Below are 15,574 nucleotides of genomic sequence, written 5' to 3'. Positions count from 1 at the left end.
GTTATGGTTCGGGGAAGCGAAAACTATACGGACGCGATGCGCCAGCGCGGTCGCCGAGCCGACAAGCCCTCCCATGTCCCACCCTTCGAATCCGCGCTCGCGCTTGACGCCAGCGATGCGCGGCGTGATCGACCGCATCGCGCGCGCCGGCCATCCGCCGTTCCACGCGCTCACGCCCGAGCAGGCGCGCCAGGCCTATGCCGCCGGGGCCGGCGTGCTCGAGATCTCGCCGCCGGCGATGGCCCGCGTGCAGGACCTGCGCATTCCCACGCGCGACGGCGCCGAGCTGCCCGCGCGCCTGTTCGCCCCAAGTGAGGCGGATGGCCTGCCGGTGCTGCTGTATTTCCATGGCGGCGGGTTCACGATCGGCAGCGTGGCCACGCACGAGCCGTTGTGCCGCGCGCTGGCGCACCAGGCGGACTGCGCGGTGTTGTCGGTGGACTACCGGCTCGCGCCCGAGCACAAGTTCCCCGTCGCAGTGAACGACGCCTGGGACAGCCTGGCGTGGCTGCGCGGCCGGGCGGGTGCCCTGGGGCTGGACGCCGGGCGCATCGCCGTGGGGGGCGACAGTGCGGGCGGCACCCTGGCCATCGTGACAGCGCTGCAGGCGCGCGACGCGGGCTGGCCATTGGCGCTGCAGCTGCTTTTCTATCCGGGCTGCGCGGGCCACCAGGACACGCCCTCGCACCATACCTACGCGCAAGGCTTCATCCTGGACGAGCCGACCATCCGCTATTTCTTTGGCCACTACCTGCGCACCCCGGCCGACCGCGACGATTGGCGCTTCGCCCCGCTGGACGGACGCGACGGGCATGGCGAGCCGAAGGACCTGGACGGCGTGGCCCCCGTGTGGATGGGCCTGGCCGAGTGCGATCCGCTGGTGGACGAGGGCCTGGCCTTCTGCGACCGGCTGCGCCTGGCCGGTGTGGCGGTCGACTTGGACATCTACCCGGGCGTGGTGCACAACTTTGTGCAGTTCGGCCGCGCCATTCCCGAGGCGCGCACCGCCCACCAGCACGCCGCGAGAGCCTTGAGAAGCGCTTTTGGAGACCACTGACATGACCCGACTGAGCCGCGACGACTTCCGCTTTTTCCACCGCCTGCGCGTGCGCTGGGCCGAGGTGGACATGCAGAAGATCGTGTTCAACGCGCACTACCTGATGTACTTCGACACCGCCATCAGCGACTACTGGCGCGCGCTGGCGCTGCCTTACGAAGAGACGATGCACTCGCTCGAGGGCGATCTGTACGTGGTGAAGGCCACGGTGGAGTACCACGCCTCGGCGCGCGCGGACGAGCAGATCGACGTGGCGATGAAATGCGGCCGCGTGGGCACCAGCTCCATGGCCTTCACGGGCGCGATCTTCCGTGGCGACGAACACCTCATCACGGGCGAGATCGTCTACGTTTTCGCCGATCCGGCCACGCAGCGCTCGCGGCCTGTGCCCGATTCGCTGCGCGCCATCCTGCTGGGCCACGAGGCGGGCGAGGACATGGTGGACCTGCGCGTGAGCGCTTGGGCCGAGCTTGGCGAAGGCGCGAGCCAGCTGCGCGCCGAGGTCTTCGTGCGCGAGCAGGGCATACCGCTCGAGTTGGAAATGGACGCGGCCGACGCGGACGCGGTGCACGCCGTGGCCCGCAACCGCCTGGGCCGCGTGGTGGCCACGGGCCGGTTGCTGCGCGGCGATGCGCCGGGGGTGTCAAAGATCGGCCGCATGGCCGTGCACCGCGTGCTGCGCGGCGGCAACCTGGGCCGGCGCGTGCTCTTCGCGCTGATGGACGCGGCGCGCGCGCGTGGCGACCGCGAGGTGCGGCTGCACGCGCAGCGCAGCGCCGTGGGTTTCTACGCGCGACTGGGCTTCGTGCCGCTGGGCGAGGCGTTCGAGGAAGCCGGCATTCCGCATCAGACCATGGTCAAGGCACTCTGATCCGCTCGCGCCGGTGCGCCCGCTCGCTCAGCGCGGGCGTGGCTGCGGCGCCGTCGTGGGTCCATTCGTCGATGCGCAGCTCGCCGTCGGCGTCCCAGCGCAGCACGGTGGAGCAACGCGTGCCATAGGCGTGGTCCGGCCAATGGACGAAGGGGCTGGACAGCACGCGCTCCACCGCGTCGGGCACGCCGGTGCGCGGCAGTTCGGCGTCGGACGCGAGCGTGGTGTCGATGAGCGCACCGCCCAGCGGCGCGGGCGTTTCGTCGCTGGCGTTCAGGGCCTCGCCCAGGGCCTGGGCGAGCCGGCGCGCCTTGGGCCAAGGCGTGTTCAGCGTGGCGTTGGACAAGGTGTGCACGCCGGGGCCGATGGCCCGCCAGTGGCGCTCGGGCGCTTGCTCGGCGTGGGGCGCATCGGGGTGGCGATTGCCGATCCAGGCCCATTCGCCGCGCCGCAGATCGCCCACCACGAGGTTGAAGCCGGCGTAGGCGGCGGGGTCCAGGGTGTCGATGAAGCCGGTGCTGTCGGCATCGCTCTGCAGCCAGCGCGCCACCAGTTCGCCGCGGCTGCGGCCGCGCCGCTCGGCGCCGGGCTGGCGCACGTTGGTCAGCCAGGCGATGCGCCCCGCCGGGCTCAGACCGAGCCAGGTGCCACCCTCGCGCAGGTCGCGTCCGCCGATGACGGGGGTGCCGTCGTCCAGGGCCCAGCGGTGCAGCGCGGCCGTGGGCCGGGCCCAGTACTCGTCGCGGTTGGCCGCCACCAGCAGGGGCACGCCGGGCGCGGCGTTGATCGCGAAGGCGATCAGGCACATGCCTAGATGTCTTCCAGCAGGGGGTAGGGCAGGGGCAGGAGCTGCAGGGTGGCCTCGCCCGCCCGCAGAGCCGCGCCGTCGGCGGAGCCGGTCTGCATGGACACGATGGCGTCCCAGCCGCCTTGCGGGTTCGGCGCGGCCTGCACCACGGTGCCGGTGGGCTGCTCGGCGTCGCTGGCGTGGAAGACTTCCTGGCCGGACTGGAGCGGCGCGTCGGCCTGCACCAGGTAGGCGCGGCGCTTGAGCGTGCCCCGGAACTGGCTGCGCGCCACGACCTCCTGGCCCGGGTAGCAGCCCTTCTTGAAGTTCACGCCGCCGACGGATTCGTAGTTGAGCATTTGCGGCACGAAGGCCTCGACCACGGGCTGGCCGAGGGTGGCAACGCCGCTCATCACCTCCAGCCAGTCCCATTGGGCCTCGCTGAGCGCCGCGCCGGCTGGCGCCGTCCCGGCCGGCCCCACCCACAGGGCGCGCGGCGTGCCGGCGCCGGGGTACAGGCGGACCACGCTGGTGTCGCCGTCGGCCAGGTGGGTCCAGGGGGCGGCGCCCAGGCCAGCGGGCACGGCCTCGCCGGCCAGGCCGTGCAGCGCGAACCCGTCGCTGGCGTCGCGCAGCTTTACCTTGGCGCGCAGCACGAACATCTGCAAGCGCTTGAGCGTGGGTGGCAGCAGGTCGCGGCGGCAGACCAGCAGGATGCGATCGTGCGCGCGCTTGAAGGCAATGAAGCTGGCCAGCATGCGGCCCTTGGCGGTGCACAGGGCCGCCAGGCGGGCCTCGCTGACGCCGAGCAGGGCGAAGTCCTGCGTGAGCTGGCTGTGGAGGAAGGCGGCGGCTTCGTCGCCCTCGGCGGCGATGACACCGAGCGAACCGAGCGGGGCCACGCCGTTCAGGGGGAGGAGGGGGGAGGGCTGGGACATGCGCGCTGAATTATCATGGCCCGTCTGTCGCGCCGTCGCCGCCCGGCGCGTTCTCCCTGTCTTCAGCACGCCTTCATGCGCCTGTTCAAGTATTTGGTGGTTTACCCCCTGTTGCTCCTGGGCCTGGCCACCATGGCGGCCCACTGGTGGGTCCACCATCCCCTGAGCCTGCCGGCCACGGTCAGCGACAGCGCGCCGCTCGAGTTCGAGATTCCGGCGGGCAGTTCCGCTCGCGCGGCGGCCAACCGCATCGAGGCCGCCGGCGTGAACGCGCCGGCCGAGTTGCTGTACGCCTGGTTCCGCCTCTCGGGCGAGTCGCGCGACATCAAGGCCGGCGTCTACGAGATCGCTCCCGGCACCACGCCGCGCAGCCTGCTGGGCAAGCTGGTGCGCGGCGAGCAGGCCATGACCCAAGCGCTGATCGTCGAGGGCTGGACCTCCAGCCAGGCCATCGACACGCTGCGCCGCTCGCCCGATCTGCGCCAGGACCTGGAAGGCCTGAACCTGGCCCAGGTGATGGAGCGCATCGGCCGGCCCGGCGTGCACCCCGAGGGTCGCTTCTTCCCCGACACCTACCGCGTCGCCAAGCACACGCCGGTGTCCGCCGTGCTGCGCCAGGCCGCGCGCGCCATGGACGAGCGATTGGCCCAGGCCTGGGCCCAGCGCGACCCGAACGGGCCGCTGCAGTCGCCCGAGCAGGCGCTGATCCTGGCCAGCATCATCGAGAAGGAGACCGGCCTGCCGGCCGACCGGGACCGCATCGCCGGCGTGTTCAGCAACCGGCTGCGCATCGGCATGCGCCTGCAGACCGATCCGAGCGTGATCTACGGCCTGGGCAATGCCTTCAACGGCAACCTGCGCCGCCAGCACCTGGACACCGACTCGCCCTACAACACCTATACGCGCGCCGGCCTGCCGCCCACGCCCATCGCGCTGCCGGGACAGGCCTCGCTGATGGCTGCCGTGCGACCCGCGCGCACCAACGCCATGTACTTCGTCTCGCGCGGCGACGGCTCCAGCCAGTTCAGCGCCACGCTGGACGAGCACAACGCCGCCGTGCGGCGCTTCATCCTGCGCCGCTGATGTCCAACGCCACCACCGGTCTTTTCATCAGCTTCGAGGGCATCGACGGTGCGGGCAAGTCCACGCACATCGACATGCTCGCCAAAGCCTTCGACGCCGCCGGCCGGCGCGTGGTGCTCACGCGCGAGCCCGGTGGCACACCGCTGGCCGAGAAGCTGCGCGCCCTGGTGCTCAACGACACCATGGACCCGCTGAGCGAGTCGCTGCTGATGTTCGCCGCGCGGCGCGACCACCTGCAGCAGGTCATCGAGCCCGCCCTGGCGCGCGGCGAGGTGGTGCTGTGCGACCGTTTCACCGACGCCACCTTCGCCTACCAGGGCCATGGCCGCGGTTTCGACCTGGCCGTGCTGGGCCAGCTGGAACGCTGGGTGCAGGCGCGCGAGCAGGGCGGCCTGCGCCAGCCCGACCTCACCCTGTGGTTCGACCTGCCGGCCGCCGTGGCGGCCGAGCGCCTGGCCGGTGCCCGCGTGCCCGACCGCTTCGAGTCCCAGCCCCAGGCCTTCTTCGAGCGCGTCAGCGCGGGTTACGCCGCGCGCGCCCAGGCCGAGCCCGCGCGCTTCGTGCGCATCGACGCCAACCAACCGCGCGAGCGCGTGGCGGCGATCGTGCGCGAGGCCTTCCAGCGGCGCGGCTGGCTATGAGCGATACCGCCCTGGCCCCCTGGCTGCAACGCCAGCTTCACGCCCTGCTGGGCTGGCGCGCCCACGCGGTGCTGCTGTCCGGCCCGTCCGGCCTGGGCCAGTACGAACTGGGCCTGGCCCTCACCCGCGCCTGGTTGTGCGAGCGACCCCAGCCGCACGGCGCCTGTGGGCAGTGTCCGAGCTGCCACGCCATCGAGGTGCGCACGCACGCCGACCTGTGCGCGCTGCTGCCCGAAACCCTGAGCCTGGAGCTGGGCTGGCCGCTGGACGAGTCCACCCAGCGCGAACTCGACGACAAGAAGCGCAAGCCCAGCAAGGCGATCCGCGTGGAGGCCGCGCGCCAGGCCGTGGCCTTCACCCAGACCACCAGCGCGCGCGGCGGCACCCAGGTGGTGCTGGTCTACCCGGCCGAACGGCTGAACGTCGAGGCCGCCAACACCCTGCTCAAGACCCTGGAAGAGCCCAGTCCCAGCGTGCGCTTCGTGCTCGCCACCGAGGCCGCGCACCTGCTGCTGCCCACCATCCGCAGCCGCTGCCAGACGCACACCCTGCAGTGGCCCGACGAGACCGAGGCCTTGCCCTGGCTGCAGGTCAGTGGCGAGATGACGCCGGCGGCGGCCCAGGCCTGGTGGCGCGCGTCCGGTGGCCGGCCCGACGAGGCCCTGGCGCTGTCTCAGCGTGGGTTCACGCCCGAGCAATGGGCCGGCCTGCCGCAGGCCCTGGCGCGCGGCGACTGGAAGGTGCTGAGCGAGCAGGCGCCCGCGGCCCAGCTCGACGTACTGCAAAAGCTCTGCCACGACCTCATGGCGCGCGCGGCCGGCGCGGCGCCGCGCTTCTTTCCGGCCGAGCAACTGCCGCCGCCGCCGCCCTGGCGCGTGCTGGCGCGCTGGGCCGACGAACTCGCGCAGGCGGCCCGCAGCGTGGAGCACCCCTACCAGGCCGGCTTGCTGCAAGAGGCCTGGGCCGCGCGGGCGCGTCAGGCCCTGGCGACCGCTCGTCGCTGAGCGGCGACCGGCCACGACGCCGCGCTGAAAACTGCACGACCGCCGCGCTCTGTTATCGACCTTTCGACCTGGTCCTTGCCCGTACACTCGACCGCCATGAGCACCAACCCAGCCACCGCCGGCGCCGCGGCGCGGCCCAGCGTGATCCAGCTCTCGATCAAGGAGAAGGCCGCGCTGTACGCCGCCTACATCCCCTTGTTCGCCGACGGCGGTATCTTCATTCCTTCTTCGCGCGAGTACCGGTTGGGCGACGACGTCTACGTCCTGCTGAGCCTGCCCGACGACCCGCAGCGCTACCCAGTGGCCGGCAAGGTGGCCTGGGTCACGCCGGCCAAGGCCCAGGGCGGGCGCACCCAGGGCGTGGGCATCCGCTTCCCGGCGGATGAAAAGTCAAAGCAGCTCAAGCTCAAGATCGAGGAAGTGCTGGGCGCCAACGTGAACTCCGATCGCCAGACGCAGACGCTCTGAGCCGGGCCCGCTCCCCCTGTGCCTCACCGCCACCGGCCGTGAGGCACAGCGTTTTTGGGGGATCATTGGCGGATGTTCACCGACTCGCATTGCCACCTGAATTTCCCTGAGCTGCGCGAGCAGCTCCCCGCCATCCTGGACGCCATGGCGGCCGCCCGGGTCGGTCGCGCCCTGTGCATCTGCACCACGATGGAAGAATTCGACGAGGTCCATGCCCTGGCGCGCGACCATGCCCACCTCTGGGCCACGGTGGGCGTCCACCCCGACAACGAGGACGTGCGCGAACCCTCCCTGCAAGACCTGCTCGACGGCGCGGCGCGGCCCAAGGTGGTGGGCATTGGCGAAACCGGCCTGGACTACTACCGCCTGGGCGAACGGACCCTGGCCGACATGGCCTGGCAGCGCGAGCGCTTCCGCGTGCACATCCGCGCTGCGCGCCAGACCGGGCTGCCGCTGGTGATCCACACCCGCAGCGCGTCGGACGACACCCTGGACATCCTGCGCGAGGAGGGCGGTTTTGGCCCTGGCGACGGGCGCGCCCCGGCCCGGGGCGTGTTCCACTGCTTCACGGAAACCGCCGAGGTCGCTCGAGCCGCGCTGGACCTGGATTTCTACATCTCCTTCTCGGGCATCCTGACCTTCCGCAACGCCGCCGACCTGCGCGAGACCGCGCGCCTGGTGCCGCTGGAGCGCCTGCTGATCGAAACCGACAGCCCCTACCTGGCCCCCGTGCCGCACCGCGGCAAGGTGAACACGCCGGCCCTGGTGCCGCACGTGGCGGCGCAGGTGGCGGAGCTGAAAGGCCTGTCCGTGGAGGCCGTGGCCGAGGCCACCGGCCGCAATTTCGAGCGCCTGTTCGACCGTGTGACGGCGACCTGAGTCCAAGAAGTTACTTGAGAAAAATGAAAAAGCGCATTGTTTTAAAAGGATTAATGTCCTTTCTCGTTCTCAGTCCCGCTGTCTGGGCGAGTTCGTACGACGATTTCTTCACCGCCATCAAGCGCAACGACCCGGACACCCTGGCCAACCTCGCCGCGCGCGGCTTCGACCTCAACACCCTGGACCCCAGCGGCCAGCACCCGCTGTACCTGGCGCTGCGGGACGAGTCCGACCGTGCCGCGACGTACCTGCTCAGCCGGCCCGAGCTGAAGGTGGAGGTCCGCAACGCCAAAGACGAGTCGCCGCTGATGATGGCCGCGCTCAAAGGCAAGCTGGACCTGGCGCGCCGGCTCATCGAGCGCCAGGCCGAGGTGAACAAGCCCGGTTGGGCGCCCTTGCACTACGCCGCCACCCACCCCAGCGAGCGCGCCGTGCCCATGGTGCACCTGCTGCTGGAACACCACGCCTACATCGACGCCCAGTCGCCCAACGGCAGCACGCCGCTGATGATGGCCGCGCTCTACGGCCATCCGCAGGTGGTGCGCTTGTTGCTGGAGTCGGGCGCCGATCCCCTGTTGAAGAACGAGCAGGGCCTGAGCGCCATCGACTTCGCCCGTCGGGCGGGGCGGGGCGACACCGCCGAGGCCATCGCCGCGGCCATCCGCGCCAAGCAGCCGACCGGTCGCTGGTAAAACCGTCGGCCAGTCAGGCTGACGTCAGCCATAGGTGTATCCCACATGCCTATGGGGCGGCCATGCGCAGACAATGCGCAAGCTTTTTTTTGCATCCCGAGGAGACAGACGTCGTGAAACCAACGAGCCAGAAGGACTTCGTGTCCGGCCTCATGTTCACCGCCGTGGGCATTGCCTTCGCGGTGGGCGCCACCAACTTCGATATCGGCAGCGCCGCCCGCATGGGGCCGGGCTACTTCCCCCTGTTGCTGGGCATCGTGCTGGCCCTGCTGGGGCTGGTGGTGACTCTGCAGTCGTTCGGCCGGCCCAAGGGCGGCGACGACGGCTCGATCGGCGCCATCGCCTGGCGCCCGCTGGTTTTCATCCTGCTGGCCAACCTGGTCTTCGGCGTGCTGCTGGTGGGCCTGCCCTCGATCGGCCTGCCGCCCTTCGGCCTGATCGTGGCGATCTACGCGCTGGTCATCGTCTCGGGTTACGCGCGACCCAACCACAAGGTCAAGGAATCGATCGTGCTGGCCACCGTGCTCGCGGTGGGCAGCTACGGCGCTTTCGTCTACGCCCTCAATCTGCAGTTCCCGGTTCTGCCGTGGTTCCTGGGCCACTGATCACGGAGACAACAACACCATGGAACTGTTCGAACACCTCTCACTGGGCTTCAGCGTCGCCTTCACCGGGCAGAACCTGCTGTACGCCTTCGTCGGCTGCCTGCTGGGTACCCTGATCGGCGTGCTGCCGGGCCTGGGCCCCGTGGCCACCATCGCCATGCTGCTGCCCGTCACCTACGGCCTGGAGCCGGTGTCGGCGCTGATCATGCTGGCCGGCATCTACTACGGCGCGCAGTACGGCGGCTCCACCACCGCCATCCTGGTCAACCTGCCGGGCGAATCGTCCTCGGTGGTGACCGTGCTAGACGGCTACCAGATGGCGCGCAAGGGCAGGGCGGGTCCCGCCCTGGCGGCGGCCGGCATCGGCTCGTTCTTCGCGGGCTGCGTGGGCACCCTGGTGCTGGCCGGCTTCGCGCCGCCGCTCACCGAAATCGCCCTGAGCTTCGGCCCGGCCGAGTACTTCTCGCTCATGGTGCTGGGCCTGATCGGCGCGGTGGTGCTGGCCTCGGGCTCGCTGGTCAAGGCGCTGGCCATGATCGTGTTGGGCCTGCTCATCGGCCTGATCGGCACCGACATCAACTCGGGCGTGGCACGCTTCTCCTTCGACGTGCCCGAACTCACCGACGGTGTGAGCTTCGTGGTGATCGCCATGGGTATCTTCGGATACGGCGAGATCATCTCCAACCTGTCGCAGGACGAGTCCGAGCGCGAGGTCTTCGTCGGCAAGGTCAAGGGCATCATGCCCACGGCCGAGGACTTCAAGCGCATGTTCCCGGCCATGGTCCGTGGCACGGCCTTGGGCTCGGCGCTGGGCATCCTGCCGGGCGGCGGCGCGCTGCTGTCGTCTTTCGCGGCCTACACCATCGAGAAGAAGACCAAGCTCAAGCCCGGTGAAGTGCCGTTCGGCCAGGGCAACATCCGCGGCGTGGCCGCGCCGGAATCGGCCAACAACGCCGGTTCGCAGACCTCGTTCATTCCGCTGCTCACGCTGGGCATTCCGCCCAACGCCGTGATGGCGCTGATGGTGGGTGCCATGACCATCCACAACATCCAGCCGGGCCCGCAGGTGATGACCAGCAACCCGGACCTGTTCTGGGGCCTGATCGCCTCGATGTGGATCGGCAACGCCATGCTGATCATCCTGAACCTGCCCCTGATCGGCATGTGGATCAAGCTGCTGACCGTGCCTTACCGCTGGCTGTACCCGGCCATCGTGCTGTTCTGCGCCGTGGGCGTGTACTCGACCAACAACAACAGCTTCGACATCTGGATGGTCGCGCTGTTTGGCCTGATCGGCTACATCTTCATCAAGCTGGGTTGCGAGGCCGCGCCGCTGCTGCTGGGCCTGATCCTGGGCCCGATGATGGAGGAGTACCTGCGCCGCGCGCTGCTGATTTCCCGCGGCGACTGGGGCGTGTTCGTCACCCGACCCATCTCCGCCTCGCTGCTGGTTGCCGCCTTGCTGCTGCTGGTGATCGTGCTGCTGCCGGCGGTGAAGAAGAAGAGGGAAGAGGCCTTCGTGGAGGAGTGATCCTCTCCCAACCAGAAAAAAGCCCAGTCCACGGACTGGGCTTTTTTCATGGTGATGGGGGAGGGGCGCTCGCTCAATCAACTCCTTGCGCCACGCCCTTGCCTGGCATTCGCGATGTGCGTCTCGAGATGGTGAATGACCGGGTTTTCATCGCTCTTGAGCAGGGACGAAAGTCCTGCCACCACGGTCAGATCCAGGCTTTGGGCAAAAGGCGAGTATTGCAATGATCTGCAAAGACTGTTCAGCTCGGACAGCTTTTTCTCGAGCGTCTCTGGCTGATGTCGGAAGTGAAAACTCAATCCATCTTCGACGATGGTCCGAATGATGAATAGCTTGGCCTCAGAGATGCGCCGTCCGGCGCTTGCTTCGGGCGGGAGCTGATAGACATGGTCTCGCGCCATTTCGCACACGCGATCGATGAAGTCCTTGTCGGCATTGCGCTGCGGCAGTTCCATCTGATCGACGGCAGCCGCCACGGCCGCATGCGCTTGCATGGCCTCCACCTGATAGCCCCGCAGAGGAGCGTGGCCCCGCAGTTGAATGTGGTCCACCGTGCCGCTGCCGTATTCTTTACCCACCTTCTCCGAAAGAAGGTGGTTGGCCAATTGGCGTTGTTTGCGAATGGTTGCTTTGGCGTCCGCGCTGCCCAAGATCGCTAGAAACTTGGTGGTAGAAAAATGCTTTTGGTAAATAACGGTATTGCCCTGTCCGTCCGTTTTTGCTCGCAGGTGATGAGATCCGGCCAAGTTTTTCTTCAGGCTGAATGTCTGTGCGATTTGATTCAGCGAGGCCGTCGACGCAATGGATGTTTTGTTCCAGGACATGATGTATCGGTCCAATCGATGGCAAGGACTCAGGCCTTCAGGGCCAGCGTATCCAGGGGTTGAGCGCAGGTCAGCGGTGAGCCGTCCAGGTTCAAAGGCCGAGCCACGATGTCTCGCCAAGCCCGGGCCTGTGTGGTGACGCGATTGAGCAGCGCCGTCAGCCCATCAATCTGCATCGGATCGATCGGCCAAGACGCCAGCAATTCGTACCGGTGCTCCGGGCCCATGCCGATCCGCGGCAGCTCAAAAGCCGAGGCACAGCGGACGAGCAAGTCGTTGAAGACGGCCCGGGTGTCGGCCTGGTTGATCTGGCCCAGTTCCGTGCGCAGCATCAAGCGGCCGCTCTCGGCGTCGTGCTCGACGTCCAGCAGGGATTCGTCTTCCAGCACGACGATCCAGGCGTCCTCATCCTGTTCGCGCACCACGGCCCAGACCGTGGACAGCGCGGCGGCCCGCTGAAGACAGTCTTCGATGATGTCGACGTCCATTCGATGTCCTTTCCAAGGTTCGGCGGCCAGCCCTGGCGCGGGTGAACCGTTGGGCGTTCTGTGATGAAGCCATGAGCGCGGTTCCATCTTTAGATTCCACGATGTATATTATGTTAATAAAAGGATACGCAAGCCGAATTGGCCGAGGCCTGGCAAAACGCCCCATCTGCGCGACGGCAGTGAGCCGACGGAAAAACACACCGCAAACACTCAAAAACTGCGACACAAAAGCCCAACTATTTGGTTGGCGAGCCTAGTTGGACTTTTGTGTCGCACGTTGCGACGTCGCCAGATCACGTTCCAAGATGCGCCACTTGGACTCATTCAATTGAAGCCTGAAGTCCGATGCGGGTCAAGCTACTCCCCGCCAACGCGCCGACGCATGGTGTGACCTCAATCCGCGAGCACCACTGACCATTGGTCAACTTGAAACGGCGTGGTATGAGTTAACTATGGACGAAGCTCCGACACCGAAAACGGATGCAGAAGCGCTATCGCTCTGCCACCGCCTGCTGACCAAAGCCGAATATGAGCTGCGGCTCTCACGGGCCTCTGCTTCGTCTTTGAGCGACTCGGTATTTGCTCAGCCCATGAGCATCAAATCTGGCCTCGAAAGAGTTGCTCAGTACCCGGCCTTTCAGTTCTACGCATCACTCGATCTAAAGATGTTCGGCGTGCTGCGCGCCACTTTCCAGACGAACGGGTACTCCGATCTGGATCGTTGGAATTTCCTGCGCACGGCCCAAACGGCTCTGGGTGGCATGACCGCCGCGGAGTGTCTCTTGGGTCATCACGCTGCCGAGGTCGCAGAATTGACCAAGAACGATCGCGATGAAGTCCTTCTCGATCTGGTGCAGGAAGAGCTTTGGCGACTCCAGCAGTAAACGCAGGACATGAGCGGGGAATCCGCTTCTTCCGAGGAACCGAGAGAAGCGGCCAGCGCTCGGTGAATGAAGTTCGTCATTCACTGCCCTGCTTCCTCAGCCTGTCAGCCACGTTGCTAAAGATCCAATCCATCTCCAGGCTCGAGACGTCCCACCCCTTGTTCTCCGCGCCCTTGCGGACACGCGGCAACAGATCGTCCAGCGTCGTGTCTGGCATCGCGGCCAGCTTGCGCCGGGTGTACGCGGTCAGTTGCTCGACCAAGTCCGCGCAATTGTCGTGGCGCGCGTGGAGTTCTTCTTGCGTCAGACCAGCAACGAATTTTCCGTCGATCTTTCTGGCCAGCAGCTTGGGCTGCGCACCAGCGACCGCACTCAGCGAACCTTGTCGTGGAAAATCTGCCGGGATCGATTGAACCTTGGCAGTCGTCATGATTGTTCTCCTGTTAAGAGTTCAGTGGAGCCAACGGGCTGGGCCTGTGATCAGCTCTGACTTGAGCCGGTAGGTCAGCGCGGCCTTGAGCTCGCGCATGCTGCGAACTGGCAACGATCGCGCGATCGACTCGTAGCCGACAAAGACATCCCCAGGCAGCCCCCAGTCCCTGGCCAAATCGGCCAGGGCGTGCGGCACCACCGCTTCGATGTGCTCGCGCCGGGGCTCGTCGAACATCACCAGTTGACAGCGCGACAGGAACGGCGTGGGGAGCGACTGCAGCGCGTTCGCGGTGAGGATGAAGCTCATCGCGGAAAGATCGCACTCGGTTTGCAGGAAGGTGTCGTACCAGCGCCTGGCCGACTGCGGCTCAAGCAATCCGAGCAAAGCGCTGGTGACCGATGTGCTGTTGGCAACCCGATCCGAAGCCTTTTCCACCTCATCCAGCAGCACCAGGGCGGACGGGCTGCGCGATTTCGCAAGCAGATCGAGCAGCGGCGAAGGGTGTCCGGTGCTCCAGCCGCGGCTGGTCCCCAGCAGGGCAAACGAATCGTTCATGCCGCCTACGCCGATGGCCCGAAACGGCAGGCTCAGCTCCTCTGCTAGGCGCCGGGCAAAGCGGGTCTTGCCCACGCCAGGCCGTCCGGCGATCAAGGTGGGGGGCAGCTGACAACGCAGAACGCCGCACCGGCGCTTCAGTAGGAGACCACTGAAGATCTCCTCGATGGCACCCACGGCCCAGGGGAACTCGCCGCAGAGCCGATCCTTGATGACCATGAGCATGGACAGCTCGGGCAGCAGCACTACGCCCAGCGGGCCCTGCAGCTCGCTAAAGCGCTTGATCGTCGCGTTGTCCTCGGCGTCCTTTGCTGGGGGGATAGCGCCGGCGATCACCACGAGCATCTCGCCAAGCGCGGTTGCTGTGTCCCTGGAGGAAGCAAGAGCCGGCTCACTGTCGGCCCTGCATGCCACCTTCTGGCCCTGCTCCTCGCTTTCCCCCCTCAACCGCTCACACACGATCTGAAGACTGCTCCCACTCAGCGTGTTTGAACATGCTGCACCGTCGCCCGTCGCGACGAACCCGTGAGGTTTCAAATGCGCCCAAACGCGCCAGCCCTTGGTCACGATCTGCTGCCATCGCTTCTTGTTGGGCCAGGAAGGGGCTTTCGAGCTGCCGTGAAGGTAGTGGGTCAGGAGAAGCTCACCGGCTTGCCTGCGAGTCTGAAGACTCATCGCTTCGAAATCGCTCTGGGGCAGTCGCTCCAGGTAGGCATTGGCTTGACCGAGCAAATCGGTCGCGAACTCAAGGGGATGACCTGCCGCCACGGTCTTGCCCTGCTCCGTCAGCTCGAAGTTGGGCTTTGTAGGGTCCAGGGGCTCTCGGTACAGCACCCGGATGTTGTGAAGGCTGTACGCAACGTGCAGGAATGGTTGGTAGGGTCGCGGACCGGGGTGTGCAGATCCATGGCGGCTCCGGCTACATCAACGACTACAAGGTAGAGCGCTTCTACCGCGACGTGCGCCTGCTGCGGCTCTACGAAGGCACGACGCAGATCCAGCAACTCGTGATCGGCAAGCACTTGATGAAGGCGGACTAGGAGCTGCCCAGGTAGCGCTCGCGCAACTCGCGCTTGAGCACCTTGCCGATTGCACTGCGCGGCAGTTCGGCAACCAGGCGCAGATCGCTCAGGCTATGGCTGCTGGCGAGGACATGGACCAGGGTTGGCTTCGACGTCTGTCCAAGGCCGAGCAAGCCATGTTGGTGGAGCTGCTCGAGAAGGTAACGTTGGCTGTACCGGGCGACGAATAGCGCTCGCACAAACCGGGTGCTGCGGGGGCCGAGATGAGTAGCGCGAAAGAAGGACACCTCGCGCGCCGACGAGGTTTCCCGGCCATGTCAATCGTCGGCTAAGGCCGCCCCCTTGAAAGACCGACTCGGCAATCGGCGGGAATACCCGAGCACACTGGAGATGCTTCGGTGTCCCGTCATAGCCATGGTTTCGGGCAGAGGTATGCACTACCTGCAACGGGCGAAGCAACTCAGCGAGAGGAAAGACACGTCCTGCGCTGAAAGCTTGATGGTTTCCTGTTCAGTAATGAATCAAGGTATGTAGTCAGTTAGCGGCGATCTATGTGTCTCCTTGAACTCGCGTACACATCAGGTTACGGCCGCGGTGCTGAAGCGTTTGAAGAAGCATTCTTATGCAGCGGTTGCGGTCGTACGACCGCAACCGCCGGACGTGTGTTCTTCACCACTTTGCGGACGTTCAAGAATTGCTAGCTTGGTCGATCACTTGCAGTCGAGGACGTCATGACTAGACTTCCGCAATCAGCCACGAGCCGACTATTGCGACTGCTTCATGCATGCCTGTCTTTCCACTGGGCATTCACG

Annotated in this window: 18 protein-coding genes and 1 pseudogene; 12 read left to right on the top strand and 7 right to left on the bottom strand. The window is 66.7% G+C overall.

The annotated features are described in order from the left end of the window. The first annotated feature begins 73 nt into the window (after positions 1 to 73). Positions 74 to 1,057: an alpha/beta hydrolase gene (locus JNX00_RS12450; protein ID WP_204742486.1), complete on the top strand. Its 984-nt coding sequence runs from the start codon at positions 74 to 76 to the stop codon at positions 1,055 to 1,057. Between the two features lies 1 nt (position 1,058). Then, on the top strand, positions 1,059 to 1,928 hold the full coding sequence (locus tag JNX00_RS12445; RefSeq protein WP_204742485.1) for a YbgC/FadM family acyl-CoA thioesterase: 870 nt from the start codon (positions 1,059 to 1,061) through the stop codon (positions 1,926 to 1,928). Here JNX00_RS12445 and JNX00_RS12440 read toward each other — a convergent pair. Both JNX00_RS12440 and JNX00_RS12435 read right to left on the bottom strand, forming a co-directional pair. Further along, entirely contained in the window at positions 1,915 to 2,736 is an 822-nt protein-coding gene (locus JNX00_RS12440) for an NRDE family protein (RefSeq protein WP_204742484.1), read from the bottom strand. The genes JNX00_RS12445 and JNX00_RS12440 overlap by 14 nt on opposite strands. Positions 2,737 to 2,738: 2 nt before the next feature. Then, a complete protein-coding gene (locus JNX00_RS12435; protein WP_204742483.1) occupies positions 2,739 to 3,653 on the bottom strand; it encodes a folate-binding protein YgfZ in 915 nt (304 codons plus the stop codon). 75 nt (positions 3,654 to 3,728) lie between these two features. Between JNX00_RS12435 and mltG the strand changes: the two genes are divergently transcribed. The 8 genes from mltG (at position 3,729) to JNX00_RS12395 (ending at position 10,556) form a co-directional block, all read left to right on the top strand. Continuing rightward, positions 3,729 to 4,736 carry an endolytic transglycosylase MltG gene (gene mltG, locus JNX00_RS12430; RefSeq protein ID WP_175442811.1) on the top strand — a complete coding sequence of 336 codons (1,008 nt, stop codon included), beginning with the start codon at positions 3,729 to 3,731 and terminating at the stop codon, positions 4,734 to 4,736. Continuing rightward, positions 4,736 to 5,377, top strand: a complete 642-nt coding sequence (gene tmk, locus JNX00_RS12425; protein ID WP_070398409.1) for a dTMP kinase — start codon at positions 4,736 to 4,738, stop codon at positions 5,375 to 5,377. Before mltG ends, tmk begins: the two co-directional genes overlap by 1 nt. Continuing rightward, positions 5,374 to 6,381, top strand: a complete 1,008-nt coding sequence (locus JNX00_RS12420; RefSeq protein ID WP_204742482.1) for a DNA polymerase III subunit delta' — start codon at positions 5,374 to 5,376, stop codon at positions 6,379 to 6,381. Before tmk ends, JNX00_RS12420 begins: the two co-directional genes overlap by 4 nt. Before the next feature lie 96 nt (positions 6,382 to 6,477). Beyond that, positions 6,478 to 6,849, top strand: a complete 372-nt coding sequence (locus tag JNX00_RS12415) for a PilZ domain-containing protein (RefSeq protein WP_070398411.1) — start codon at positions 6,478 to 6,480, stop codon at positions 6,847 to 6,849. Between the two features lie 72 nt (positions 6,850 to 6,921). Further along, entirely contained in the window at positions 6,922 to 7,728 is an 807-nt protein-coding gene (locus tag JNX00_RS12410) for a TatD family hydrolase (protein WP_070398412.1), read from the top strand. Positions 7,729 to 7,781: 53 nt separating this feature from the next. Beyond that, entirely contained in the window at positions 7,782 to 8,420 is a 639-nt protein-coding gene (locus JNX00_RS12405; RefSeq protein WP_239478135.1) for an ankyrin repeat domain-containing protein, read from the top strand. A gap of 113 nt (positions 8,421 to 8,533) precedes the next feature. Continuing rightward, positions 8,534 to 9,025, top strand: a complete 492-nt coding sequence (locus JNX00_RS12400) for a tripartite tricarboxylate transporter TctB family protein (protein WP_070398414.1) — start codon at positions 8,534 to 8,536, stop codon at positions 9,023 to 9,025. A 19-nt stretch (positions 9,026 to 9,044) separates the two neighbouring features. Further along, positions 9,045 to 10,556 (top strand): tripartite tricarboxylate transporter permease, encoded by a 1,512-nt coding sequence (locus JNX00_RS12395; protein WP_070398415.1) that lies wholly within the window; start codon positions 9,045 to 9,047, stop codon positions 10,554 to 10,556. Positions 10,557 to 10,633: 77 nt separating this feature from the next. Here the strand turns inward: JNX00_RS12395 and JNX00_RS12390 are convergent, their stop codons facing one another. Continuing rightward, positions 10,634 to 11,380 (bottom strand): hypothetical protein, encoded by a 747-nt coding sequence (locus tag JNX00_RS12390; RefSeq protein WP_204742481.1) that lies wholly within the window; start codon positions 11,378 to 11,380, stop codon positions 10,634 to 10,636. A 29-nt stretch (positions 11,381 to 11,409) separates the two neighbouring features. Beyond that, a complete protein-coding gene (locus JNX00_RS12385) occupies positions 11,410 to 11,868 on the bottom strand; it encodes a type III secretion system chaperone (protein WP_204742480.1) in 459 nt (152 codons plus the stop codon). Between the two features lie 452 nt (positions 11,869 to 12,320). Between JNX00_RS12385 and JNX00_RS12380 the strand changes: the two genes are divergently transcribed. Further along, positions 12,321 to 12,752 carry a hypothetical protein gene (locus tag JNX00_RS12380; RefSeq protein WP_204742479.1) on the top strand — a complete coding sequence of 144 codons (432 nt, stop codon included), beginning with the start codon at positions 12,321 to 12,323 and terminating at the stop codon, positions 12,750 to 12,752. Positions 12,753 to 12,828: 76 nt separating this feature from the next. On the opposite strand, the gene JNX00_RS12375 is transcribed toward JNX00_RS12380, so the two are convergent. Both JNX00_RS12375 and JNX00_RS12370 read right to left on the bottom strand, forming a co-directional pair. Further along, entirely contained in the window at positions 12,829 to 13,182 is a 354-nt protein-coding gene (locus JNX00_RS12375; RefSeq protein ID WP_204742478.1) for a hypothetical protein, read from the bottom strand. Positions 13,183 to 13,203: 21 nt separating this feature from the next. After that, on the bottom strand, positions 13,204 to 14,574 hold the full coding sequence (locus tag JNX00_RS12370) for an AAA family ATPase (protein WP_204742477.1): 1,371 nt from the start codon (positions 14,572 to 14,574) through the stop codon (positions 13,204 to 13,206). A gap of 17 nt (positions 14,575 to 14,591) precedes the next feature. On the opposite strand from JNX00_RS12370, the pseudogene JNX00_RS12365 reads away from it, so the two are divergent. Beyond that, positions 14,592 to 14,780, top strand: a pseudogene (locus JNX00_RS12365) (acyl-CoA dehydrogenase family protein); the annotation flags it as partial. Here the strand turns inward: JNX00_RS12365 and JNX00_RS12360 are convergent. Further along, positions 14,777 to 14,935: a hypothetical protein gene (locus JNX00_RS12360; protein WP_204745116.1), complete on the bottom strand. Its 159-nt coding sequence runs from the start codon at positions 14,933 to 14,935 to the stop codon at positions 14,777 to 14,779. The pseudogene JNX00_RS12365 and the gene JNX00_RS12360 sit on opposite strands and share 4 nt — an antisense overlap. Positions 14,936 to 15,574 lie beyond the last annotated feature (639 nt).

This window comes from Hydrogenophaga sp. YM1, from assembly GCF_016903055.1.
Taxonomy (GTDB): Bacteria; Pseudomonadota; Gammaproteobacteria; order Burkholderiales; family Burkholderiaceae_C; genus Hydrogenophaga; species Hydrogenophaga borbori.
Note: the sequence above shows the minus strand (reverse complement) of the source record. Positions and strands in the feature narration are given on the sequence as shown.